The following is a 24,420-nucleotide window of genomic DNA, read 5'->3' as shown; positions in this document are numbered from 1 at the left end:
CGGTTGCCCGTGGCCCCCATCGTCGAACACTCCACCAGCGTTACCTCAACCCATTTAATCCATCGGGCGGTATCCCCGGCGCGCCGGGTCGCGCCCCGGCGTCACAGCCGGAACGCCCCCGGATGGGTCTGCTCGCGCACCGACACGAACTGCTGGCGCACCGCCTGACCCACCGCCAGCTCCTCGCCCGGGTCCAGCACCTGCGCCACCGCGCCCTGCCAGACCGGCGGGGTGCGCGGGTCGAGGGTGCCCTGGGACACACCGAGCGCCCAGGCCGCCTGCCGGGCCGCGCCGATCGCGCCGTAGTCCGCGGGCTGCGGCACCATCACCTGCGCCCCGAACAGCGACGGCGCCGCCGCCTGCACGGCGGGCAGTTCCGCGGCCGACCCCAGCAGGAAGACCCGCCGCACCTCCACGCCCCGGCCGCGCAGCACGTCCAGCGCGTCCGCCAGCCCGCAGAGCATCCCCTCGAACGCGGCCCGCGCCAGGTGCTCCGGCTTCATCGACTCGCGCCTGAGCCCCGCCAGCGTCCCGGCGGTGTGCGGCAGGTTCGGCGTCCGCTCGCCCTCCAGGTACGGCAGCAGCACCAGCCCGTGCGCCCCCGGCGTCGACTTCATCGCCAGGTCGGACAGGCTCTCCAGGTCGGGCACCCCGAGCAGTTCCGCCGTGCCGCGCAGGGTCCGCACGGCGTTCAGCGTGGTGACGACGGGCAGGTGCATGCCGGTCGCGTCGGCGAGGGCGGTGATCGTCCCGCTCGGGTCGTACAGCGCCTCGGGGTGCACGGCCATCACCGACCCGGACGCCCCCAGCGACACCACCGCGTCGCCCAGCCCTATCCCCAGCCCGAAGGCCGCCGCCATCGTCTCGCCGGTCCCGGCGGAGATCAGCAGCCCCTCCGGCGTCGTGCCGGCCGCGTCCGCCGGGCCGATCACCTCGGGCAGCATCGCCTGGTGCCCGAGCGCCAGTTCGACCAGGTCGGGACGGTAGCCGCCGGTGGCCGCCGCCCAGTAGCCGGTGCCGGAGGCGCCGCCCCGGTCGGTGGTCCGGCGCACCGGCCGGCCCAGCAGCTGCCACACCAGCCAGTCGTGCGCCTGCAGCAGCACCGCCGTGCGCGCGGCGTTCTCCGGCTCGGTGCGGGCCAGCCAGCGCAGCTTGGTCACCGGCTGCGCGGCCTGCGGCACGCACCCCACCGCCTGCGCCCACGCCTCGCGGCCGCCGAGCGCGTCGATCAGATCGGCCGCCGCGACCTGCGCCCGCTTGTCGCCGCCGACCAGGGCGGGCCGCACCGTGTTGCCCTGCGAGTCCAGCGGCACCAGCGCGTTCTGCTGCGCGGAGACCCCGATGGCCTGCACCCCCTCCAGCAGTCCGCCGCCCGCCGCCTCGCCCAGCGACAGCAGCCAGGCCTGCGGATCGACGTCGGAGGGGCGGCCCCCGCCCGCGGGGCTCTCCACCGGGTGCGGGGCATATCCCTGCCTGAGCACGGCCCCGGTGTCCGTGTCACAGACGACGATGCGAGTGAAATCGGGCGCACTGTCCAACCCGGCGACTATCCCCATGACCGAAATTCTGCCGCACCCCGGGACCTCGTCGCGCCGGGCCGGTGGGCCTAGGTGTTGCTCGTGCCCCAGTCGTCCTCGCCGGCGCCCTGCGCGGTGCGTTCGCGCAGGGTGCGCACCCGGTGGGCCACCGAGTCGGGCATCCGGTCCCCGACCTTGTCGCTGACCACGTGGTAGGCCTTGCCGGCGAACTCACGGCCCTGCTGCGCCGCCGTCTCCGCGGTGTTGCGGACGGCGGGGTTCTGCGCGAGCTGCTGCGCGGACCTCTTCAGCTGCTCGTACCGTTCGCGCCCGGCCCTCGTGCCCAGCACGTAACCCAGGACGACTCCGGCGACGAACGTGAGCCGGTAACGCATGGCGGCCACCCTTCCCTCTGCTCAGGTCTGCGTAGGTATCCGGCGCGGCGCCGACGCCGGGGAGTACCGATTGGCGGAGCACCCCCCTGCTTGCGCTAATGTATGTGTCGCAGCGAGCGCGCGCCCCCTGGCGAATACCCAGGGAGGTACGTTCGATGCAACGAGGCATTCCTCCGTAGCTCAATTGGCAGAGCAGCCGGCTGTTAACCGGCAGGTTACTGGTTCGAGTCCAGTCGGGGGAGCTCGGTCCTCCGTAGCTCAATTGGCAGAGCAGCCGGCTGTTAACCGGCAGGTTACTGGTTCGAGTCCAGTCGGGGGAGCATGCTGAACGAGGACCCCCTTCGGGGTCCTTTTTCATGTCCGCCGGAACCGTACGGGGCCGGGGGCAGTCTCCAAGGTCACGGAGGCCGTGCACAGCCGACCAGCCGAGGCAGGAGATCGTATGAGCGGCTATGCTGCGGCAGACGGCGCGCACACGTGTACGCGACACGCCGCTTATGGGGCGGTAGCTCAGCCGGTTAGAGCAGCGGACTCATAATCCGTCGGCCGTGGGTTCGAGTCCCACCCGCCCCACCGAACGCAGGTCAGAGGAGCGATCCGGCCTGTGGAGACCTCCTGCCGGGCCGCCGGATCCGGAATCCCGGCCCGACGAAGTGGCCCCCGCGGGACGTCACTTCGGCAGTCGTCCGGTCGACCGGGTGTGTGCCCGGTACGCGGACGGAGCCGAGACGCCGGCGCGAGCCGATGGGTGTGCTCGACCGGTGCGGGCCGTGAGGGCGGGTGGGTCCGGCACCGCGATGCCGGCCCTCGGCGGTGGGCGGCTCCCGGACAGCGCGTGCGCGGCGGTGGACGCCGTCAGACAAACACCGGGTGCGGCGTGCGCCTCGGGTGCTCCCGGTCCGCCGCCGGGCGTGCTGAGCGAAGGACCACCGGTTCGGTGGTGCCGCACGGGGCGGCGAGTCCCGGGCCGGTCCCGTCGTCCCGCTCGGCCGCCCGGAACGCGGCTCCCCTCCCGATCGTCCGGGGCCGGGCATGTTCCGCGCCTCGGAGACGTTGGTATCTTCGATGGTGGACGTTCCATATGGTTGAAGGGAGTCGGCTCATGGCGCGCAGTGGCAACGCCGAGCGGGACGGGGCGGGCCTGCGGCCCCGCGGGGACTTCCTGATCGCCGAACGTCCCGGGTACCTCCTGCACAAGGCGGCACTGCTGCTGGTCGAGGACGTGGAGAAGGCGCTGGGGACGGTCGGCATGCGCAGCCGGTACTTCTTCGTGCTGGCCTCGCTGGCCGGCGGGCCCGAGCTCTCCCAGCAGGACCTGAGCCGGCTGCTCAACCTCGATCCGACCACGGTCGTGACGGTCATCGACGAGATGGAGCGCAACCGGCACGTGGAGCGCAGGCGCAACCCCGTCGACCGGCGGCGCTACAACCTGATCCTCACCGACTCCGGCCGGGAGGCGCTGGCGGAGGCGGACGCCGTGGTCACCGAGGTCGAGTCGGCCTTCTTCGGCATGCTCGCCGAGGAGGAGCGCCTGGTGCTCCGCAAGATGCTCGACCGGATGCTGGCGGGCCGCTGGCCCGCGTCCGTGTGCACCGACTGACCCGGCGTCAACGGCAGTGGAGGGCGGACCCCCTGGGGTCCGCCCTCTTCTTTTGCCCGGACGCCGGACGGACGGGCGCTACGGATCGTGACGGAGGTTGACCCGGACTTTCCAATCATCTATTTTTCCATCATCGGTGAATCCAGTTGATAGGAGAGTCCCCGCATGTCCGCAGAACGCGCACCATCGCCCACGAGGTGGTGGACACTGGGGATCGTCGCGCTGGGCACGTTCATGCTGATGCTCGACCTGAGCGTGGTGGCCGTCGCACTGCCGCAGATCCACGAGTCCCTGGACAGCAGCTTCGCCGACCTGCAGTGGGTGTTCGACGCCTACGCCCTCACCCTCGCGATCTTCCTGGTGGCGGCGGGCTCGCTCGCCGACCGTCTCGGCCGCAAGCGGCTCTTCCAGGTGGGCTTCGCCATCTTCACCATCGCCTCACTGGCCTGCGGCCTGGCCGGTGACGCCACGGCGCTCAGCCTCTACCGCGCCGTCCAGGGCGTGGGTGCCGCGATCATGTTCGCGGTCGGCCCGGCCATGCTCGGCCACGAGTTCCACGGCAAGGAGCGCGGGACCGCCTTCACCGTCTTCGGCGCCGCCGTCGGTCTCGCCGTCGCCACCGGCCCGCTCATCGGCGGCTCGCTGACCAGCTCGCTGTCCTGGCGCTGGATCTTCTACATCAACGTGCCGGTCGGCATCATCGCCATCCTCATCGGTGCGCTGCGGGTGCGCGAGTCGCTCAACAAGCGGGCCCATCCCACCGACTGGGCCGGCCTCGTCACCTTCAGCATCGCGCTCGCGGCCCTGGTGTTCGCCACCATCCGGGCGCCCGAGGAGGGCTGGACCAGCGCCACCACGCTCGGCCTGTACGCGGCCAGCGCGGTCTTCCTGGCGGTGTTCCTGGTCATCGAGCGGCGCCTCGGCGAGCGCGCCATGATCGACCTGGCGTTCTTCCGCAACCCCACCTTCATCGGCATCTCCCTCGTCGCCATGATCGGCAACGCCGGTGCCCTGCCGTCGGTCTTCTTCGAGACCAGCTACCTGCAGAACATGCTCGGCATGGACGCCTGGGACGCGGGTCTGCGGTTCCTGCCGCTGACCGGTGCGATGTTCGTGGCCGGCGCGATCGCCGGCGGTCTCATCGGCAAGGTCCCCTTCCGGGTGCTGCTCGGCGGCTCCACCCTCGTCATGGCCGTCGGCCTGCTGTTCCTGAACATGGCGGAGGTCGACTCGGCCTGGACCGTGCTCATCCCGAGCCTGGTCATCGCCGGCTTCGGCATGGGTGCCTTCAACCCGACCCGGGCGGCGCTGGCCATCGGCGTCGCGGAGCCCGCCAAGTCCGGTGTGGCCTCCGGCATCAACGAGACCTTCCAGCAGGTCGGTGTCGCGGTCGGTATCGCCGCTGTGGGCGCCTTCTTCCAGAACCGGGTCGCCGACGAGTTCGCCGCCTCGGCGGTCGGGCAGCAGATGGGTGAGAAGGCCGCGGAGGAGGCCGGGCACGGCATCAGCGCCGGTGCCTTCGACGCCGTCGCCGCGAACGCGGGTCCGCTGCAGGAGCAGGTGGTGGCCGCCGGCCGCGACGCGTTCATGACCGCCTTCCACGGCGCCATGACCCTGTGCGCGATCCTCGGGTTCGTCGCCGCGCTGATCGGCTTCCTCCTGATCCGGACCAAGGACCTCCACGCCAGTGCGCTGTCGACGATCCCGCCGGACCTCGACGAGGACGGCGAGCTCCGGTCGGACGTGCCGGTGGGCGCGCCCTCCTGATCCACGACCGCACGGCGGACACGACCGCACAGCAGACACAGGCGCCCGGCCGGGGTTTCCCGGCCGGGCGCTTCCGCGTGGAGCGGAGTCTCCGAATCCGTAATTGGTTTCGCCGCCGATCCGGAATTTGAAAGTCCGTCATTCTGTATGCAACGGAATTCAACTTTCCGGGGGAATCGAACATTCACGCAAAGGGATTACAAAATGGTGACCCGGGTCACAAGTGGTCACGGCGTAGGGGTGTTAGAGTCCCGGCGTAGAGGGAGCCCCCCCCCGGCGGGGGGCGGGGCGCCGCGCAGGCGCCCACAACGGGGAAGGGGCCTCGACGAGGTCCGTAAATCAAGGCTCTGTTCGTCAGTGAACGAGAGCCTGCATGTATGCGTCACGGGGGACGTGTAAGTGATTCTCATTCTGCTCGGCCGGCGTTCCGGATAACGCCTGAGTCGGCGTCGTCGGCATGCGATCATCCCTGGTCCCATGCCTCTTGCTCGGTCTTCGGCCCGGTGCGCGACGTCATTCCTGACCCATCTCCGCCCCGGCACAGAGTCGTGCCGTGTGCCGTTCTCGTCTGAGTATTTCACCGTCGGCAATTGTTGACCAGTGTCGATTTCGGACTTTGTCATGCGCTGAAATGGGGTTTCGATGCGATCATTAGAGGCTGAAAATCTACTTGCGGATACCGCGGCCGTGGAGGAGACCGGGCGTCCGACGGACGCCGTCGCTCTGGCCGAGGCATTGGAGGAGTGGCTGGGCGATCCCCGTGCGGAGAGCAACTCCACGTCCTTCGTCCGGGCCCTGGAGCTCGACGAGCGTGAGGAACTGCCCGCCGACGGCATCCGGCAGGTACGCGCCTTCGGGTTCAACCGGTATTTCGTTCCCGAATGGCTCGGCGGCGATCTCCGGTCCACCGAGGAACTGCTGATGCTCACGCGCGTCATCGCGCGCCGCGACATGAACGTGGCCGTGAGCGAGAGCACACAGGTGTGGATGATGCTCGCCTGGATCGGCGGCGACGCCGAGCAGCGGGAGAAGTGGGCGGCCACCGTGCTGCGCGGAGGGGTCATCCCCTGCCTGGCCTACTCGGAGCCCGGACACGGCGCCGACCTCGCGGCCAACGACCTCGCGGCCGTCCCGGACGGCGGGCAGTACGTCCTGACCGGCGAGAAGTGGCCCATCAACCGGGGCCGGACCTCGACCCACGTGGTGCTGCTCGGCACCACCGGGGACGACGACGTACCGGCCAAGCGCAGGCAGTCCATGTTCCTCGTGGACAGGTCGCAGGTCGTCTCCGGCGAGGTGACCGGCGTGCCCCGCGTCCCCACCTACGGCCTGCGGGGCTGCGACATCAGCGGAGTCGCCTTCCAGGACGCCCGGGTGGACGCCGGCGCCCGGCTGGGCGCCGAGGGGGAAGGGCTCGAACTCTCCCTGCGGGGCCTGCTGATCACCCGGACCCTGTGCACCGGACTGTCCCTCGGCACGGGCGACACCATGCTGCGGACGGTGAGCGGGTTCCTCTCCGGCCGGACGCTGTACGACGGCCCGGCGAGCGAGATCCCGTACGTCTCGGAATCCCTCGCGAACGCCTACCTGAGCCTGCTGGTCGCGGAGTGCGAGAGCCTGGTGGCGATGCGCGGACTGCATCTGTACACCGAGGAGTTCAGCGTCTGGGGGAACGCGGCCAAGGTGCAGGTGGCCCGCCTCGTCGACTTCGGCGGCAAGGCGCTGGCCCGCACGCTGGGCGCCCGGTACTACATGCGGGCCCCGGAGCACGCGGGCATCTTCCAGAAGATGCTCCGCGACGGTGCCGTCGTGTCCGTCTTCGACGGCAGCGAACCGGTCTGCCTGGACAGCATCAGCCTGCAGCTCGCCGCCCTGGCCAAGTCCCACGAACGGCCCCGGGACGAGGACTGGAGCACGCTGTACGACCTGCGGGCCCCGCTTCCCCCCTTCCGGCCCGCCCGGGTGAGCGTCTTCGGCCGCGGCAGGGACGCGGTCCTCGCCAGCCTCCCCGCGCTGCTCGACCGGCTCGCGCGGCTCACCCCGTCCGCCGGCTGCGACGAGGAGCGGCTCACCGCGCTGCGGGCCGGCGCCGAGGAGGTGCGGCAGCGGCTCGACGCGCTGTACCGGCGGTTCCACGAGACGCGGCGGTCGCCGGCGCAGCGGACGGACCGGCCGACGACGTCCGCCAAGACCACCTCGCCGCAGCTGCTGCGGCTGGCGGAGGAGCTGTGCGACCTGCACGCCAGGGTGGCCGCCCTCGGCGTCTGGCTCCACAACCGGGACCACCTCGACGCGTTCTTCGCCGACGGCGCGTGGCTGCAGGCCGCCCTGGTCCGCGAGCAGGTCCACGAGTACCGGACCGGCGACCTCGACCCGGCGACCGCCCGGGCGCTCTTCGACCGCATGAACTCCCAGCGCGAGAACGACGAGTTCTTCTCCATCCGGACGGTGCGCCAGGCCGCCCCGGGTGCGCGCGAGGCGGACCTCGACGACCTGTCACCCGCCACCCAGTGAACGACCCACTCGCTCATCGGAACACCGGAAGGTCTCGACCCGAGATGAACACCAGGAACATGACGCTCGACGACGTGAAGAACGTACTCACCGAGGCGGTGGCCGCCGAGGCCGGGATACCCGCCGGGGAACTGGCCACCGACCAGCCCTTCACCTCCTACGGCCTCGACTCCATGGCGGCGCTCTCCGTGGGGATGGAGGTCGAGGACGCCTGCGGCCTGTCCGACCTGCCGGTGGACCTGCTGTGGGACCACCCGACCGTGGACACCCTGGCCGAGGCGCTCTGGAAGCTGATGAACGCCGAGCCCGTGCCGGCCGCCGCGGACGGTCAGCGATGACGGACCGGACACCGACGACCATCGATTCCCCGGCAGCCCCGCTGCCCTTCGTCAACGCGCAGCAGGTCGGCCTCTGGTTCATCCACGAGACCGATCCGCAGTGCTCCGCCTACCACATCGTGTTCGGCGCGGAGGTCACCGCCGACCCGGAACTGGGCGTCCGGGTCCGGGAGATCCTGGACGACCTGATGAGCGAGCACGACGCCCTGCGCGTCTGCTTCCGGCCCGGCGAGGACGGGCCGACGCAGTGGGTGCCGGAATCCGTGCCGCTCGACATCCGGCACACCGACGCCCGGGGCCTGGACCCCCAGGCGCTGCGGGACCGCGTCAGGACCGACACCCGGATCCCGTTCGACCTGTCCCGGCCGCCGCTGTGGCGCGTCCACCTGTACCGCACCGCGGAACGCACCTGGGTGTTCGCCGTGGTGATGCACCACGTCGCGGCCGACTTCTGGTCGCTGGCGCTGCTGCTCTCCGAGGTGCGCAGCCGGCTCGAGGGCGTGCCCAACCGGTTCACCCTCGACGGCACCGCCTTCGCGGCGTACGCCGAGCAGCAGCAACGCTTCCTGGCCACCGACAAGGCCCGCGCGCTGGTCGACGGCGAAGCCACCCGGCTGGCGGACGCACCGCCCGGCCTGGACCTCTACGGTGACCTGCCCCGGCCGCCGGCACCGACGTACGACGGCGGATCGGTGCCGTTCGCCCTGTCGGCCGCCGCGACCGAGGCGGTGCGGGACCTGGCGCGCGAGGCGTCGGCGACGCCGTACATGGTGCTGCTGTCCGCCTACTTCGTGCTGCTGAGCCGGCTGAGCGGCCAGTCGGACGTCCTGGTCGGCACCCCGACCTCGGGCCGGCTGCAGCGGCAGTTCCGCGACGCCCTCGGCAACTTCGTCAACACCGTCGTCGTACGGGGCGAGGTCGACGAGAACGCGACGTACCGCGAGGTGCTCGCCTCCACCCGGGCCCGGACGCTCGAGGCGATGCGGGCGCAGGAGCTGCCCTTCCCCTGGCTGGTGCGGGAGCTCGCCCCGCCGCGGGACCCGAGCCGGACGCCGCTGTACCAGGCCGGCTTCGCCTGGGACCGGCTGCCGTTCCTGACCGACATGGACGCCTTCTTCCTGCTGGACCCGGGCCCCGGCGCCCGACTGGACGTCGCGGGGGCCACCCTGCGGCCGTATCCGCTGCCGCAGCAGGAGGGCCAGACGGACCTGTGGATCGAGATGGGCGGTGAGCGGGACGGCGCCTTCGCGGGCGTCCTGCGCTACAACACCGACATCTTCGAGCCGGGCACGGCCCGCGAACTGGCCGCCACCTTCGTCACGACGGTCCAGACCCTGGTCCAGCACCCGGACGAGCCGCTGCACCGGCTCGCCCGGGGCGACGAGCGGCAGGTGGCGCAGCTCGCCGCACAGGGTTCCGGCCCGGTGCGCGAACTGCCCCCGGACAGGCTGCCGGAGCTGTTCCGGGAGCAGGCGGGGCGCACACCCGAGGCGACCGCCCTCGTCGCCGACGGCGAGGAGTGGAGCTACCGCCGTCTGCTGGCGGAGACCGAACGGGTCGCCGCCGCCCTGCGCACGGCCGGCATCGCCCGCGGGGACCGGGTCGCGGTGATGGCGGAACGCGGCGCCCCGCTGGTGGCGGCCCTGCTCGGCGTCCTGGAGGCCGACGCCGCCTACGTGCCGCTGGACCCCAAGCTCCCCGTGGAACGGCTGGCCTACATGGCCGAGGACTCCCGCGCCCGGCTGCTGCTCGGCGAGCGGAGCCTGGAGGAGAACCGGCCGGCCGGGCTGCCCGTGCTGAACCTCGACGACCTGGAGACCGGTGTCATCGGCACCGTCGCGCGGGAGCCCGGGGCCGGCGAGGGCGCGGAACCGGCGGCGCCGACTCCGTCGGACCTGGCGTACATCCTCTACACCTCCGGCTCCACCGGCCGCCCCAAGGGCGTGGCGATTCCGCACCGCGCCCTGGTGAACCTGCTGCTGTCGATGCGGGAGAACACCGGTTTCTCCGCCTCGGACAGCCTGCTCGCCGTCACCACCGTCTCGTTCGACATCGCCGGGCTCGAGCTGTTCATGCCCCTGGTGGCCGGCGGGCGGGTCATCGTGTGCGACAGCGAGACGGCCGCCGACGGCGCGCGGCTCGCGGCCCGCATCGAGGACTCCGGGGCGACCTGGATGCAGGCCACCCCGACCTCCTGGCGCATGCTGCGCGACGCCGGGTGGGACGGCTGCCCGCGGCTGAACGTCCTGTGCGGCGGCGAGGAACTCCCGCTGGACCTGGCCGAGTTCCTCACCGGCCGGGTGGCCGCCCTGCACAACGTGTACGGTCCGACCGAGACGACCATCTGGTCCACCGAGGGCCGCGTCGACCCCGCGCGGGGCATCGACATCGGCCGGCCGCTGGCCAACACGCAGCTGTACGTGCTGGATCCGCAGGGGCGCAGTGTCGAGCCCGGGTTCCCCGGTGAGCTGTGGATCGGCGGCGAAGGGCTGGCCATCGGGTACTGGGACCGGCCGGAACTGACCGCGGAGCGGTTCGTCACGGGGCTGCCCGCCGCGCCCCGGCAGCGGCTGTACCGCACCGGCGACCGGGCCCGCTGGACCAGCGACGGGCGGCTGCTGCACCACGGCCGTCTCGACAACCAGGTCAAGCTGCGCGGCTACCGCATCGAACTCGCCGAGGTCGAGGCCGTGCTGCAGGCGGTGGACGGGGTGTCCGCGGCCGTCGTCGTGGTCCGCGACGACCGGCTCGTCGGCTACGTCGTGCCGGAGCCGGGCGCCGAGCTCAGGACGGCGGAGATCAAGTCGGCGGCGGCCGTCTCGCTGCCGCAGTACATGGTCCCGGGCATCGTCGTCCTCCTGGACGAACTGCCGCTGACCGCCAACAAGAAGATCGACCGCAACCGGCTGCCGGCGCCCGCCGTCACCTCGGACGCCACCTTCGAGAAGCCGCGCGACGCCACGGAGATCACCCTGGCGCGCATGTGGACCGAGATCCTCGGCATCCCCGAGGTCGGCGTCCACGACAACTTCTTCGACGTGGGCGGCCACTCCCTGCTCGCCGTCCGGCTCAGCGCCGCCGTCCGCGAGGAGTGGGGCGTGGAGATCCCGATCTCCGAACTGCTGCGGCAGGGCACCATCGCCGAACTCGCCACCCTCGTCCGGCGCGGCGGCCAGGAGACCTCCCGCACCCCGGTCGTCACCCTGCGCGAGGGGGAGCCGGACAGCAGGCCGCTGTTCCTGTTCCACCCCTTCGGCGGCACCGTCTTCTGCTACGTCGAACTGACCCGGCACCTGCCCGCCGGCCGGGCGGTCCTGGCCGTCGAGGCCCCCGGCATCGAGAACGTGGGCGAGGCCGAGGTCAGCGTGGAGGGCATGGCCACCCGGTACATCGAGTACCTCAGGGAGATCCAGCCCACCGGGCCCTACGCCCTCGGCGGATGGTGCTTCGGCGGCGTGATCGCCTACGAGGTGGCCGGGCAACTCCGGGCGGCCGGCGAGGAGATCGAGCTGCTCGCCGCCATCGACAGCCGCGCCCCGATCGAGGAGAACATCCCGGAGACCGCGGACGACGCGACGATCCTGTCGTGGTTCGCCCGGGACCTCGCGGTGCCCTACGGAAAGACCCTCGACATCCCCGCGGAGGACCTGCGGGCGCTCGGCGGCGACGCCGCGTTCGACCACATCCTGCAGCGGGCCGCCGCCCTCGGCGTCCTCGCCGAGGACGCCGACCGCGCCCAGATCCTGCGCTACTTCGAGGCGTACCTCGCCAACGGCATCGCCCTGCAGACCTACCTGCCCGAGCCGAACGACCTCGACCTGCTGCTGCTGCGCGCGGTGGACGAGCAGGTCGACTACGGCCCGAAGCTCGGCTGGGAGGCGCTGATCAAGGGATCGCTCCAGGTCGTCGACGTCTCCGGCGACCACAACTCCGTCATGTATCCGCCGCACGCCGCCGTCGCCGCACAGGCGATCGCACCGCACATGGGAGCACACACCGATGACGCTCAGGGCTGAGTACGCGTTCGACCTTCCGGTGGCGCCGAAGGAGGCGTTCGCCTGGCTGTCGGACCCCGCCCGCGACCCCGAGTGGCAGTCCGCCTGCGTGGACACGCGGCTGCTGAACGGCGCCGCGCGACCGGGCTGCCGGTACGAGATCACCTTCCAGCTGATCGGCAAGAAGATGACCTTCACCGTCGAGATCACCGAGTTCGAGCCGGGCCGCCGGTCCAGGTTCCACGTGGTGGACGGGCCGTTCGGCTACACCGGCACCTACGACTACACCGAGCGCGCGGACGGCACCACCGGCGTGCACTGGACGTTCGACGTGGAGCCCGGGGACTTCTTCGGGATCATGCCGAAGTCCCTGCTGAAGAAGGTGCTCGTCAGCCAGGTCAAGAAGGACTCCGGCAAGCTCGCCGAACGGCTCGCGCAGCCGGCCCACCACCGGTCCTGACCGCCCGCCCGCCGGAGGCGGAGCGGCCTCCGGCGGGCGCACACCGGCACGGCCGGCCGCCGTGCCCCCCTGCGTCAACGACCCGAACGGGATCTGAGAAGGAGAAGCCATGCCGGGGACCATTCCTCAGCACGAGCGTACGAAGGTCGTCGTCACCGGCCTCGGGGAGACCACCGCACTCGGCGGCGACGTCGCCGGCACCTGGGAAGCGATGGTGCGCGGTGACAACGGCATCCGCCTGCTGGACGACGAGCCCTGGACGCGGGAGATGCCCCCGGCGATCGGCGGGCGCGTGAAGGTCGAGCCCGGGCCCGGGCTCGAGCACCGGCAGCGCCGGCGCCTGAGCCGCTCCGCCCAGCTCGCCGTGACCGCCGCGGCGGAGGCCTGGAACGACGCCGGCCTCGACACCGCCGCCCGCCCCCGGCGGGTGGCCGTGGTCGTGTCCGCCGCCCTGGGCGACATGAACGCGATGATCAACGGCTGGGAGGCGCTGAAGAGCCGGGGGTGGAACCGGGTCCCCCCGCTCACCGTGCCGATGTCCATGGGCAACGGCTCCGCTGCCGCCGTCGCCCTGCTGGTGAACGCGCGGGCCGGGGTGCACGCCACGGTGAACGCCTGCTCGTCCGGAACGCAGGCCCTGGTCACGGCGGCCGAGCTGATCCGCCGCGGCGAGGCGGACGTCGTGGTGGCCGGGGGCACCGAAGCACCGCTGCACCCCCTCGTCCTCGCGTCCTTCGGCGCCATGCGCGCCCTGTCGAAGCGGGTGGACGACCCCGCCTCCGCCTCCCGGCCGTACGACGCGGAGCGCGACGGGATGGTGCTCGGCGAGGGGGCGGGCATCCTCGTCCTGGAGTCCGAGGAGCACGCCCGGGAGCGCGGCGCGCGGATCTACGCCGAGCTCGCCGGCGTGGGCGTCTCCTCGGACGCGCACGACATGGTGCAGCCCGACCCGTCCGGCGCCGGAACCGCCAGGGCCATCCGCGCCTCGCTCGCCGACGCGGGCGTCCTGCCCGGGGAGGTGGCGCACCTGAACGCCAACGGCACGGCGACGCTGCCCGGTGACGCGGCCGAGGCGCACGGCATCCGGGCCGTGTTCGGGGACGCCGGCCGGGGACCGGCGGTCTCGGCGAACAAGTCGATGACCGGGCACAGCCTCGGCGCGGCCGGGGCGATCGAGTCGATCACCACGGTCCTCTCCCTCCACCACGGCATCGTGCCGCCGACCCGCAACTTCACCCGCCTCGACGACGGCCTCTCGGTCGACGTGGTGCACGGCGGCCCGCTCAAGCTCGGGAGCGAACAGAACGTCGCGGTGAAGAACTCCGCCGGGTTCGGCGGGCACAACGTGGCCCTGACCTTCCGGGGCGTTCCCGCCCAGCCCCTCACCGATCCGGACGTGGAGTGATTCCTGTGACAGCGATCGACCGCACCGTGGTCGTCACCGGCCTCGGTGCCACCACCCCGCTCGGCGGCGACGCCGCCTCGACCTGGCGGGCGCTGCTGGCCGGCCGCTCCGGGGTCCGGCCCCTGCGGCACGACTGGGCCGACGAGGTACAGGTGCGCATCGCCGCCGAGGCCGCCGTGGAGCCGAGGGAGGTGCTGCCCGAGTCCGAGACGGGCAAGCTCGACCGCGCGGCCCAGTTCGCCCTCGTCGCGGCGCGCGAGGCGTGGTCCGACGCGGGGCTCACCGGCCGGGCCGGCACGGACGCCGCGGTGGACCCGGACCGGCTCGGCGTGGTCGTCGCCTCCGCCATCGGCGGCATGACCTCGCTGCTCGACCAGTACGAGATGCTCAAGCAGCAGGGGCCCCGCGGGATCTCCCCGTACGCCCTGCAGATGATGATGGCCAGCACCCCCTCGGTCACGGTCGGCCGGGACGTGGGCGCGCGCGCCGGGGTGCACAGCCCGGTCAGCGCCTGCGCCACCGGCGCCGAGGCCATCGGCTACGCCGTCGAGATGATCCGCACGAACCGGGCCGACATCGTCCTGGCGGGCGGCACCGAGGCGGCCATCTGCTCGCTGAACATGGCCGCCTTCGGCAACATGATGGCGATGTCCAAGCGCAACGACGACCCGACGGCGGCCTCCCGCCCGTACGACGTGGACCGGGACGGCTTCGTCATGGGCGAGGGCGCGGGCGTCCTCGTGCTCGAGGCGGCCGAGCACGCGGCCCGGCGCGGCGCGCGGGTGTACGCCGAGGCCGTCGGCCAGGGCCTCTCCGCCGACAGCCACCACATCACCCAGCCCGAACCGACGGGCCGCGGCATCCGTGCCGCGCTGACCGACCTGCTGGAGTCCAACGACCTGAAGCCCTCCGAGATCGTGCACGTCAACGCGCACGCCACCTCGACACCGATGGGCGACGTGGCCGAGATCCTCGCGCTGCGCACGGTGTTCGGCGACGACACCGACCACTTCGCGGTGTCCGCCACCAAGTCCATGACGGGGCACCTGCTCGGCGGGGCCGGCGGGGTGGAGTCCGTCGCCGCGGTCCTCGCGCTGCGGGACCGGCTCGCCCCCGCGACCATCAACCTCGACACCGTCGACCCCGAGGTGGACGCCGACATCGTGCGCGGTGAACCCCGGGCCCTGCCCGAGGGGCGTGTCGCCGCCCTCAACAACTCCTTCGGGTTCGGCGGGCACAACGTGGTGCTGGCGTTCCGCACGGTGTGACCGGCCCCGGCACGCGGCCGGCCGCCCGGCGGCGGGGGAGCGCCCCCTGCCGCCGGGCGGGCGGGACGCTCACCGGAGACTTCCGGGAGCGGTGTCGCCGAGGAGCCGGCGGAACTCCTCCTCCAGGTCCACGACCGGCTCGGCCAGTTCGTGCACCTCGACACCGACGGCCGTGGCCGTGGCGAGGATCGTCTTGGCGTCCGCCCCCTGGACGAGCACGCCGTGCGCCGTCTCCGACCGGATGTCGCTCCCGAAGGAGGCGAGCCCGGCGGCCATGCGGGCGTCGTCGGAGGTGCGCACCCGCAGCGCGCCCCCGGCGGAGCGGGGACGGTGGCGCAGCACCTCGACGGAGCCGGTGAAGAGGACCCGCCTGCGCAGCACGATCAGGCGGTCCGAGGTCCGCTCCACCTCGGTCAGGGCACGGCTCGACAGCAGCACGGCGCGTCCCTGGTCGGCCAGGCGCCGCAGGAGGGTCCGCAGCCGGCGGACGCCCTGCGGGTCCAGGCCGCCCGCGGGCTCGTCGAGAACGAGGACGCGCGGGTCACCGAGCAGCGCGGTGGCGAGTCCCAGGCGCCGGCGGGTGCACGGGGAGTAGGTCCCGACCTTCCGCTCCGCGACGCCCTCGATGTCGGTCACCGCCAGGACCTCGTCCACCCGCCGGGCCGGGATGTCCGCCTCGGCGGCGGCCATCAGCAGGTGCTGGCGGCCCGTGTGTCCGGGGTGCGCGCCGGCACCGTCGAGGGCCACTCCCACCTGCCGGGCCGGACCGGGGAGTTCCGCGAAGGGCCTCCCCAGGACGGTCGCGGTGCCGCGGTCCGGTGCCACCAGGCCGGCCAGTATCCGCAGGCAGGTCGTCTTCCCGGCGCCGTCCGGCCCGAAGAATCCGGTGACCTCGCCGAACGGTACGGAGAAGGTCACGTCCTCGATCGCGGTACGGGCGCCGTAGCGTTTGGTCAGCCCGGAGAACGAGATGGCAGCCGTCAACTTCTTTCACCTCTTCACGGCTGCCTCGCGCACAGCCTTGCACCTGGTGGAGACGGTGGGTTCCGCTTCCGCCGTCGTCCTCCGGGGCCCTCGGCGGGCCCCGGCCGTGCGGCGGAACATCCGACCCCATCCTCGCGGCCGGCGGGCGGCAGGGGGCAGTCCCGAGGCTTCGGGGCTTGACATCCCCCTCCTCGTCGCCTCCGTCCCCGCCGCTCCTGACGTGCTGCGCTGGTACTCGGTGGACCGCGGGTCGATGCTGGTGGGGAGGGCGGTGGCCGTGCGGGTCCCGGTGGGGAGCGGGACCGGGCATCAGCAGGCGTGAGGTGAGCGGTGATGGAGCGACTTTCCAGCCCTCCCGGTGAACGGCGGGACGAGACACGGGACACCGGAGAGCCGGTGCGGACGGCCACGGCCACCATCGACGAACGGGGCTTCGTGACCGGGTGGAGCGAGGAGGCCCGACGGCTGCTGGGGTACGCGCCCGCGCAGGTGGTGGGGCTTCCGGCCGCCCGGCTGCTCGCCGACGACGCCGACGACGCGGACGAGCCGGCGCGGCGGGCGGCGGGCGGGCAGGAACGCCTCAGCGGAACGGTGGCGCTGAGGCACCACGACGGCCACCCGCTGCGGCTGGGGCTGCTCGCGCACCACCGGCGCAGGAGCGACGGTACGGGCGAGTGGCTCGTGGTGTGCGCGGCGGCGGACCCGGCGGCGCGTGCGTCACGGGACCGGGGCGAGGCGCTGACGGAGTGGGCGTTCAGCCAAGTCCCCTGCGTCCTCGCGGTCTTCGGCACCGACGGGCGGCTCGAGCGGGCGAACGCGGCCATGGAGGACGTGCTGTCCGTGCCGGAGAGCCGGATGGTCGGGCTGCGCCTGCCGGAGATCGCACCGGGTCCGGCGAACGAGGAGACCGAGGAGAGGATGCGGTTGGTGGCGGACACCGGTGAACCGCAGCGGGCGGAACCCCGTCTCCGTCCCGCGGGCGCCGGCGCGGAGCACGGCCGGCCGGTCACGCTGGCCCCGCTGAAGGACCCGGAGGGCCGGGTGCGCGCCGTGTGCCTGGTGGCGCACCACGAGGTGCGGGAGCGCCTCACCCAGGAGCGGACGCTCCCCCCGGGCGCCGCCGGTTCCCGCACCGGCACCGCCGGGGACACCCCCCGTACCGCGCAGGAGCTGGCCGACGCCGCCGTGCCCCGGCTGGCGGACTTCGCCGCCGTCGACCTGCTGGAGGGCGTTCACCGCGTGGAGGACCCCCCTCTCCCGCCGTCGGAGCCGGTGACCGCGCGCCGCGTCGCGGTGCGCTCGGTCCGCGAGGACGGCCCCGGGCCCTCGAGCGCGCGGACCGAGACGGTCACCTACCCGGCGCTGTCTCCCCCGGTGAGGTGTCTGACCCGGGGCCGTGGCGCCCTGTACGGCACGGCCGACGCCGACCTCGTCCAGTGGGCGCGGCAGGACCCGGCGGCCGCGTGGATCGGCCGGGAGGGGGCGCACGCGGTGCTCGTGGTGCCGATGCGGGCGCACGGCACCGTCATCGGCATGGCGTTCTTCGGCCGTCACCGGCGCCCCGAGCCCTTCGGGCCGGACGACCTGCTGCTGGCCGAGAAGCTCACCGCCCAGGCGGCCGTCGGCATCCACGAGACCCGCCGGCAGTCCCGCGCGCGCACCACGACCATGACGCTGCAGAGCAGCCTGCTGCCGCAGACGCTGCCCGACCAGGCGGCCCTCGAGGTCGCCTCCCGCTACCTGCCCGCCGCGACCAGCGCCGGTATGGGGGGCGACTGGTTCGACGTGATCCCGCTGTCCGGCGCACGCGTGGCCCTCGTCGTCGGCGACGTCGTCGGCCACGGCATCCGCGCCTCGGCCACCATGGGCCGGCTGCGCACCGCGGTGCGCACCCTGGCCGACGTCGACCTGCCGCCCGACGAACTGCTCACGCACCTCGACGACCTCGTCCTGCACCTGTCCGCCGAGGAGGGGGGCGGGAAGAGCGCCCCCGAGACCGCCGGGGGCATCGGCACCACCTGCCTGTACGCGGTCTACGACCCGGTCTCACGCCACTGCACCCTCGCCCGGGCCGGCCACCCGCCGCCCGCCGTGGCCACCCCCGACGGCACGGTGTACTTCCTCGACGTCCCGGCCGGCCCGCCGCTGGGCCTGGGCGGCCTGCCCTTCGAGACCTTCGAGACCGAACTGCCCGAGGGAAGTCTCCTCGCCCTGTACACCGACGGTCTGCTCCAGCCCCGCGACCACGACATCGACGAAGGCCTGGACAAGCTGTTCACCGCTCTGGCCCGCCCCGCCACGCACGTGGAGACGGTCTGCGACAGGGTCCTCGCGGCCGCGCTGACCCACCCCCCGGACGACGACGTCGCCCTGCTCGTCGCCTCCACCCGGGCCCTGCACGCCGACCGGGTCGCCGTCTGGGACCTGGGCGACGACCCCGCGATCGTCGCCGAGGCCCGCCGCCGGGCCACCGGCCAGCTGTCCGACTGGGGGCTGGACGACGCCGCCCTGATCACCGAACTGATCGTCAGCGAACTGGTCACCAACGCCATACGCTACGGCCTGCCGCCCATCCAGCTGCGGCTGATCCACGGGGACAACGTCCTGATCAGCGAGGTCTTCGACTCGAGCAACACCGCACCGCACCTGCGGCGCGCACGGCTGTTCGACGAAGGGGGGCGGGGCCTGCTGCTGGTCGCCCAGCTCGCCCAGCGCTGGGGCACCCGTCACGGCCCGGTCGGCAAGACCATCTGGGCCGAACAGTTCCTGGCCGTCGGCGTGTGAGACCGCCGCGCGGACGGAACGCGAGCCCGGGGCCCGGCGGTCACATCCCGAGGGTCACCGCCAGGCGGACCAGCTCCGCCTGGGTGTGGATGCCGGTCTTGGCCCGGATCCGGCGCAGGTAGCCGTCGACGGTGTGCACGGAGATACCGATCCGGCGCGCCGTTCCGGCGTAGGTGCACCCCTCCGTCATGTGCCGCAGGATCTGCTGCTCGCGGGGAGACAGGGCGACGCGGGACGACGTGTGCATGCTGGCTCCTTCGGGGGGGGCGGGACCCTGTGTCCCGCTCCCTTACAAGAGCCACGAGGGCGGGTCGGAACAACGACTTTCCGAAGTCCTTTTTTTCCTTTTCCTCCCTCCCGTCCGACGGGCGGGGCGAGCGTGTGCCGGGTCTGTCGCAGTGTGCGGGAGGGGGTTCAAACCATGTCCGTTTTAATCTAGTGTTTCCTATATGGACGATCATGAAATGGTGGCCGCCATACGGGCCGCGGACCCCGAGGGGCTGGCGGCGGCGTACGACGCCTACGCGGGTGAGATCTACGGCTACTGCCGTTCGGTTCTGCGCAGCGGCGACGCCGCCGCCGACGCCCTGCACGACACGTTCGTCCTCGCCAACGAGTGCATCGACCAGCTGCGGGACCCCCGGCGGCTGCGTCCGTGGCTCTACGCGATCGCCCGCAACGAATGCCGGCGCCAGCTGCGCGCCACGGGCCGCACCACCGGGCTCGAGGAGGCCGGCGAGGTGGCCGACGAGGCGCGCGACCTCGGTGCGCGCCTGCGCGACGAGGAGATCCGCACCCTGGTGTGGGACGCCTTCGAAGGGCTCAACTCCCGTGATCGCGAGGTGCTGGAGCTGCTGGTGCGCCGGGACCTGGACGGTGCCGAGGTGGCCGCGGCGCTGGGGATGCCGCGCAACCACGCGCACGCGCTGCTGTCCCGGGCACGGCAGCAGTTCGAGAACGCCGTGGCGGCGGTGGTCCTGGCCCGCAGCGGACGGGAGGACTGCGCCGAACTGGGCCGGATGCTCGACGGCTGGGACGGCGTGATGACGGTGCTGGTGCGCAAGCGCATCACCCGCCACGTCGGGCAGTGCGACGTCTGCGGCAGGCGCAAGCGGCGGGACGTCCGCGCCTCGGACGTGACCCACGCCGTTCCCGGCGCCCTCCCTCCCTCCTCGGCGTTCCGCGCCGGGGCTCCCGGAACCGCCTTCACCGGGACCACCGCGGACCGCCGGCCGGAGACGCACGGCAGGAAGCGGTCCCCGTAGGACGGCTTCCCGGCGCGGGCCGCGGCCCGGCCTTCAGGACCGGCGGCGGGCGAGGGCCCTGGCCAGGGCGTCCCGCACCTCCTCCGGCAGCGGGGGAGTGTCCTCCGCCGCCGCGCAGGCCGTCAGGGCCGCGGCGACCGTCCGGAGCTTGGTGTTGGACAGCTGGGAGGCCTCCCGGAGGATGTGCCAGGCCTCGTCCGAGGTGCAGCCGTACGTGGCCATCAGGACGCCGCGCGCCTGGTCTATGACCGGGCGGGAGGCGATCGCCTGCCGGAGCTGCTCGACCTCCGCCTGGAGCATGTCCAGCCGTTCCGCCCGCTCCAGGGCCACCGCCGAGGCGGCCCGCGCCGGCGCGTCCTGCGGGGCCGGGGAGCGCAGCGGGTCCGTGGTGTCGAGGCCGGCGAGTTCCAGGATGCGCCGCGGCTGGCCGTTCCAGCGGGTGGCCGTGACCGGCACCGACCGCCGGTGGCCGTGGTCGCGCAGGACGTCGAGGAACTTCAGCCCCGCGGTGTCCATGAAGTGCACGCCGCTCATGTCCAGATCCACCCGCGCCGTGCGGGCCGGCAGCTGCGCCAGCTTCTCGGCCAGGGCGTCCGCGCACCCTTGGACGAGCTCGCCGCGTGGTGCGAGCAGCGCCCGGTCCGCGTCCATGCGCCCGCCGATGACCAAGGTGTTCGTCCTTCCCGGGAAGGGGAGTGGTGCCGCGGAGGTCATGTCACCGCCTTGTCGGTGCTCGTGGGTGGTCGCCGGGCGTCCGCGGGAGTCCGTCCGCCGTCGGAACCGGGGGCGGTAGGCTGCGTACGGTCCCGGCTGCGCTGCGAGTGCGCCTGCCCCGCCTGCGGCGTACTACACACCGGGCCGGGGAGTGGCCGGGAACCGACGGGGTAGACGCCGGTCCGAACGTGGGGAGACGGTGGTGGACACTCGACCTCGGACGCCGCACGGAACCGGGGACCCGGTGCCGGTCCTGACGGTGCGCCCGCTGGACGGGTGCCACGGCGTCCGCGCGGCCGGGGAGATCGTCCTCGCCACGCACCCGGTCTGGGAACGCGTACTGGAACAGGCGGTGCGCGAGGGCGGGGGCGTGTACCACCTGGAGCTGTCCGGGGTGACGTTCGCCGACGTCGCGGGCGCCGGTGCCCTCGCGGCCGCCGCCGAGCGCCTCGGGGACGGCCGGTGGTTCGTGGTGCGCCGTCCGCCGCCGACCCTGCGACGGGTGCTGGAGATGTTCTGGCCCGACCTTCCGACGATCGAGGTGTCGATGTCATGAGTGCCGCGGCCGAACCCGTGGGGACCGCCCCGGACCCCTTCGTCCACCCCGCCCTCTTCTACCGGGACGAGCGGGAGTACCTGGACGGCACCGTCCCGTTCGTGCGCGAGGGACTGGCGGCCGGCGAGCCGGTGGCGGTCGCCGTGCCCGGTGACCGGCTGCGGCTGATCCGGGACGCGCTCGGCGACGACGCGCGGACCGTCCGGCTCCTGGACATGCGGGAGGCCGGACGCAACCCCGGCCGGATCATCCCCGGTGTGCTGCGCGCCTTCGCCGACGCCCAGCCGGCCGGGCGGCGGGTGCGGATCGTCGGCGAACCGATCTGGGCCGGCCGCTCCGCGGCCGAGTACCCCGCCTGCGCCCAGCACGAGGCGCTGATCAACACCGCCTTCCGGGGCCGTGCGGTGACCATCCTGTGCCCCTACGACGCCGGGAGCCTGTCCGAACCGGTCCTCGCCGACGCCCACGCCACCCACCCCGTCGTCATCCCGGCCGGCTCCGCTCCGGCGCACGGCAGCGCGGCCTACGCCCCCGACGCCGTCGTCGCCCGCTACAACGAGCCGCTGCCGCCCGTGCCGGACGCGATGACCTTCCCCTTCGCCGCCGAGTCGCTGACCCGGGCCCGGCACCTCGCCACCGACGAGGGGCGGCGGCTCGGTCTCACCGGCGTCACCCTGGAGGACCTGGCCCTCGCCGCGACCGAGCTGACCACGAACAGCGTGGTGCACGGCGGCGGTTCGGGGGTGCTGCGGGTCTGGGGCGAGGGCGGCCACGTGCTGTGCGAGGTGCGCGACCGGGGCCGGCTCACCGACCCGCTCGCCGGCCGCCGGCCCCCGGCCCGCGAGCGGCCCGGCGGGCGCGGACTGCTGCTGGTCAACCTGATCGCCGACCTGGTGCGGACGCACACCGGCGACGAGGGCACGACGGTGCGGTGCTGGTTCGCCCGGTGACCGCTCCCCGGCCGGACGGGTCCCGTGTGCTCCCGGGGGAACGGTCCCCGAGGAGGCCGGACCCCTCCGGGGCCGGTGGTCCGGCGCGCGGTGGACGCGTACGGGCCGCATCCCCCGGGTGGAGCAAGGCGGTTGACCGCCGTTCAGGTCACCTCGCCCGGCTTCCGTACGGGCCCCGCCACTAAACTGCGGGTGAGGGAACGAGCCGGGTGGGACACCGGTGCGGCGGCTGACCACCGCCCGCCGAAAGCGCGACCGGCTCGTCCTGCCGTGCCGCTTTCCGGGCTGGCAGGGACAAGTGAGCAGGGGGAGAACCGAGGTGACCGCGGTCGCGGAGACCCGGCCGTCCGACGTCTCCGGCGACGTGGCGACGCCGGCGCGTCCGGCCGTCCGGGAGCGCGGGGTGCCGCGCCGTCCGGTGGAGGACGGGACGGACCGCGTACCCGCCCGGCGGGGCCTGGTCGCCACCTCGAGGAGAGAGTCACGGGGAGCACGATGAGGATCGCCTGGTTCGCCTGGCTGGCGAGGCACTTCGGTGAGTACGGCTACGGCGACGGGCCGTCGCGCGCCGCGATCGGCACGGGCGCCGTGCTGGTGACCGCCGCGCTGCTCTGGTTCGCACTGCACCGCAACCGGCCCGCCGCCGTGGCCGCCGCCGGCCTCACCTGCGCCCTGGGCATCGGCTGGCTGGCCTTCCACTGAGAGGGCGGGCGCCGTCGTCGGCTCCGGGCCGAGGCGGTGGAGGCGCACGAGCGCACCGGCGGAGGGCTGCGCGCCGAGGCGGTCCGGACCGCTCCGGCCCCGCCGGGAACGGGGGGCCTAAGCCTTCAGCGGGTCCAGCACCATCGGTGCGATCCTGCCCTCCAGCATGGCGCCCAGTCCCTGCACGGCGCACACGTCGGGCCGTTCGGCGATGTGCACGGGCATGCCCGTCGCCTCGCGCAGCATCTGGTCCAGCCCCGGCAGCAGGGCGCTCCCGCCGACCATCATGATCCCGCGGTCGGCGAGGTCGGCGACCAGATCGGGCGGGCACTCCCGAAGCACCTTGCCGATGCCGTCGAGGACGGCGGTCAGCGGCGTCTGGATGGCCTCCCGGACGGCGGCCGTGTCGACCGTCACGGAACGGGCCAGACCGGTGGCGACGTCCCGCCCGTGGATCTCCGTCGACTCCGGGCCCCGGGGGGTGAGCCCGTTGCCGGACAGCGCCAGCTGCAGCGGCCGTACGGACTGGCTCGGCAGCACCAGCTCGTGCCGGTGGCGCAGGTGCTGCACGATCGCGTGGTCCACGGCCTCACCGCCGACGGGGATGCGCTCCGCCGTCACGATCGCCCCCAGGGAGAGCACCGCCACCTGGGTGGCCGCCGCCCCGCACACCATGATCATGGCCGCCTCGGGGCGCTCCACGGGCAGACCGCAGCCGACGGCGGCGGCGATCAGCGTGTCGACCAGTTCCACCCGGCGGGCGCCGAGACCGACCAGGGTCTCGATCGCGGCGCGCTGGGCGAGCGGATCGGCGTCGTGCGGAGTGCAGGCCGCGGCCCGCAGCAAGGGCTTGCGGCGCAGCGTGCGGCGGGTCTTGTCGCCGAGCAGCTGCCGCAGCATGCGCTGCGCCATCTCGATGTCGACGACCGTGCCGCCGGAGACGGGCCGCACGACGCGGATGTAGTCCGGCGTGCGGCCCGTCATCTTCTCCGCGAACTCACCGACCGCGATCAGCGCGCCGGTGCGGGTGTTCACGGCGGCGACGGACGGCTGGTCGACGACGAGACCGGCGCCCTTGACGTACACCCGGGTGCGGGCCGCCCCGAGGTCGACGGCGAAGTGGCAGCGGCGCAACTGCTCCAGAGTGGCGGTCACGGCAGATCCTCCCGAGTGCGGACCCAGCGGCCCGCCGGGCGACGGACCTCC

General features: G+C 73.2%; 19 protein-coding genes and 3 tRNA genes. 16 read left to right on the top strand and 6 right to left on the bottom strand.

Annotated elements, in window-relative coordinates; all coding sequences use genetic code 11:
* Positions 1–101: 101 nt before the first annotated feature.
* Positions 102–1,556 carry a xylulokinase gene (locus FHS37_RS03435; RefSeq protein WP_184817495.1) on the bottom strand — a complete coding sequence of 485 codons (1,455 nt, stop codon included), beginning with the start codon at positions 1,554–1,556 and terminating at the stop codon, positions 102–104.
* A gap of 50 nt (positions 1,557–1,606) precedes the next feature.
* Positions 1,607–1,912, bottom strand: a complete 306-nt coding sequence (locus FHS37_RS03430) for a YtxH domain-containing protein (RefSeq protein WP_184817494.1) — start codon at positions 1,910–1,912, stop codon at positions 1,607–1,609.
* 169 nt (positions 1,913–2,081) lie between these two features.
* On the opposite strand from FHS37_RS03430, the gene FHS37_RS03425 reads away from it, so the two are divergent.
* The 11 genes from FHS37_RS03425 (at position 2,082) to FHS37_RS03375 (ending at position 15,259) form a co-directional block, all read left to right on the top strand.
* Positions 2,082–2,154 (top strand) — tRNA-Asn (locus tag FHS37_RS03425).
* Positions 2,155–2,159: 5 nt separating this feature from the next.
* Positions 2,160–2,232 (top strand) — tRNA-Asn (locus FHS37_RS03420).
* A 179-nt stretch (positions 2,233–2,411) separates the two neighbouring features.
* Positions 2,412–2,485: transfer RNA gene (locus FHS37_RS03415), tRNA-Ile, on the top strand.
* Positions 2,486–3,014: 529 nt separating this feature from the next.
* On the top strand, positions 3,015–3,512 hold the full coding sequence (locus FHS37_RS03410) for a MarR family winged helix-turn-helix transcriptional regulator (protein WP_184817493.1): 498 nt from the start codon (positions 3,015–3,017) through the stop codon (positions 3,510–3,512).
* 165 nt (positions 3,513–3,677) lie between these two features.
* Complete coding sequence (locus tag FHS37_RS03405) at positions 3,678–5,279, top strand: MFS transporter (protein WP_184817492.1); 1,602 nt, start codon at positions 3,678–3,680, stop codon at positions 5,277–5,279.
* A gap of 687 nt (positions 5,280–5,966) precedes the next feature.
* Positions 5,967–7,793 (top strand): acyl-CoA dehydrogenase family protein, encoded by a 1,827-nt coding sequence (locus FHS37_RS03400; protein ID WP_229889693.1) that lies wholly within the window; start codon positions 5,967–5,969, stop codon positions 7,791–7,793.
* 44 nt (positions 7,794–7,837) lie between these two features.
* Positions 7,838–8,131, top strand: a complete 294-nt coding sequence (locus FHS37_RS03395; RefSeq protein ID WP_184817490.1) for an acyl carrier protein — start codon at positions 7,838–7,840, stop codon at positions 8,129–8,131.
* Positions 8,128–12,147 (top strand): non-ribosomal peptide synthetase, encoded by a 4,020-nt coding sequence (locus FHS37_RS03390; RefSeq protein ID WP_184817489.1) that lies wholly within the window; start codon positions 8,128–8,130, stop codon positions 12,145–12,147. Before FHS37_RS03395 ends, FHS37_RS03390 begins: the two co-directional genes overlap by 4 nt.
* On the top strand, positions 12,131–12,586 hold the full coding sequence (locus tag FHS37_RS03385; RefSeq protein WP_184817488.1) for an SRPBCC family protein: 456 nt from the start codon (positions 12,131–12,133) through the stop codon (positions 12,584–12,586). Before FHS37_RS03390 ends, FHS37_RS03385 begins: the two co-directional genes overlap by 17 nt.
* A gap of 109 nt (positions 12,587–12,695) precedes the next feature.
* Positions 12,696–13,991: a beta-ketoacyl-[acyl-carrier-protein] synthase family protein gene (locus tag FHS37_RS03380; RefSeq protein ID WP_184817487.1), complete on the top strand. Its 1,296-nt coding sequence runs from the start codon at positions 12,696–12,698 to the stop codon at positions 13,989–13,991.
* A gap of 5 nt (positions 13,992–13,996) precedes the next feature.
* Entirely contained in the window at positions 13,997–15,259 is a 1,263-nt protein-coding gene (locus FHS37_RS03375; protein WP_184817486.1) for a beta-ketoacyl-[acyl-carrier-protein] synthase family protein, read from the top strand.
* 69 nt (positions 15,260–15,328) lie between these two features.
* On the opposite strand, the gene FHS37_RS03370 is transcribed toward FHS37_RS03375, so the two are convergent.
* Positions 15,329–16,243, bottom strand: a complete 915-nt coding sequence (locus FHS37_RS03370; RefSeq protein ID WP_184817485.1) for an ABC transporter ATP-binding protein — start codon at positions 16,241–16,243, stop codon at positions 15,329–15,331.
* 333 nt (positions 16,244–16,576) lie between these two features.
* Between FHS37_RS03370 and FHS37_RS03365 the strand changes: the two genes are divergently transcribed.
* Positions 16,577–19,027, top strand: a complete 2,451-nt coding sequence (locus FHS37_RS03365; RefSeq protein ID WP_184817484.1) for a SpoIIE family protein phosphatase — start codon at positions 16,577–16,579, stop codon at positions 19,025–19,027.
* Positions 19,028–19,067: 40 nt separating this feature from the next.
* On the opposite strand, the gene FHS37_RS03360 is transcribed toward FHS37_RS03365, so the two are convergent.
* Positions 19,068–19,274 (bottom strand): response regulator transcription factor, encoded by a 207-nt coding sequence (locus FHS37_RS03360; RefSeq protein ID WP_184817483.1) that lies wholly within the window; start codon positions 19,272–19,274, stop codon positions 19,068–19,070.
* Between the two features lie 202 nt (positions 19,275–19,476).
* On the opposite strand from FHS37_RS03360, the gene FHS37_RS03355 reads away from it, so the two are divergent.
* Positions 19,477–20,292, top strand: coding sequence for an RNA polymerase sigma factor (locus FHS37_RS03355; RefSeq protein ID WP_184817482.1), 816 nt, complete (start codon positions 19,477–19,479; stop codon positions 20,290–20,292).
* A 33-nt stretch (positions 20,293–20,325) separates the two neighbouring features.
* Here the strand turns inward: FHS37_RS03355 and FHS37_RS03350 are convergent, their stop codons facing one another.
* The gene (locus FHS37_RS03350; protein WP_184817481.1) at positions 20,326–21,006 is read right to left on the bottom strand and encodes an ANTAR domain-containing response regulator; all 681 of its coding nucleotides are present in this window, start codon (positions 21,004–21,006) and stop codon (positions 20,326–20,328) included.
* A gap of 202 nt (positions 21,007–21,208) precedes the next feature.
* Between FHS37_RS03350 and FHS37_RS03345 the strand changes: the two genes are divergently transcribed.
* From FHS37_RS03345 to FHS37_RS03335, 3 genes are all read left to right on the top strand, one after another.
* Positions 21,209–21,562: an STAS domain-containing protein gene (locus FHS37_RS03345; RefSeq protein WP_308436685.1), complete on the top strand. Its 354-nt coding sequence runs from the start codon at positions 21,209–21,211 to the stop codon at positions 21,560–21,562.
* A complete protein-coding gene (locus FHS37_RS03340; protein WP_184817480.1) occupies positions 21,559–22,512 on the top strand; it encodes an anti-sigma factor RsbA family regulatory protein in 954 nt (317 codons plus the stop codon). The genes FHS37_RS03345 and FHS37_RS03340 overlap by 4 nt, the downstream gene beginning before the upstream one ends.
* A gap of 495 nt (positions 22,513–23,007) precedes the next feature.
* On the top strand, positions 23,008–23,214 hold the full coding sequence (locus FHS37_RS03335; protein WP_184817479.1) for a hypothetical protein: 207 nt from the start codon (positions 23,008–23,010) through the stop codon (positions 23,212–23,214).
* 117 nt (positions 23,215–23,331) lie between these two features.
* Here the strand turns inward: FHS37_RS03335 and FHS37_RS03330 are convergent, their stop codons facing one another.
* On the bottom strand, positions 23,332–24,369 hold the full coding sequence (locus FHS37_RS03330) for a rod shape-determining protein (RefSeq protein WP_184817478.1): 1,038 nt from the start codon (positions 24,367–24,369) through the stop codon (positions 23,332–23,334).
* Positions 24,370–24,420: the final 51 nt, after the last annotated feature.

The organism is Streptomyces griseomycini (assembly GCF_014203535.1).
GTDB classification, from domain to species: domain Bacteria; phylum Actinomycetota; class Actinomycetes; order Streptomycetales; family Streptomycetaceae; genus Streptomyces; species Streptomyces griseomycini.
The sequence above is the reverse complement of the archived record's forward strand: the minus strand, read 5'-3'. Positions and strand labels throughout refer to the sequence as shown.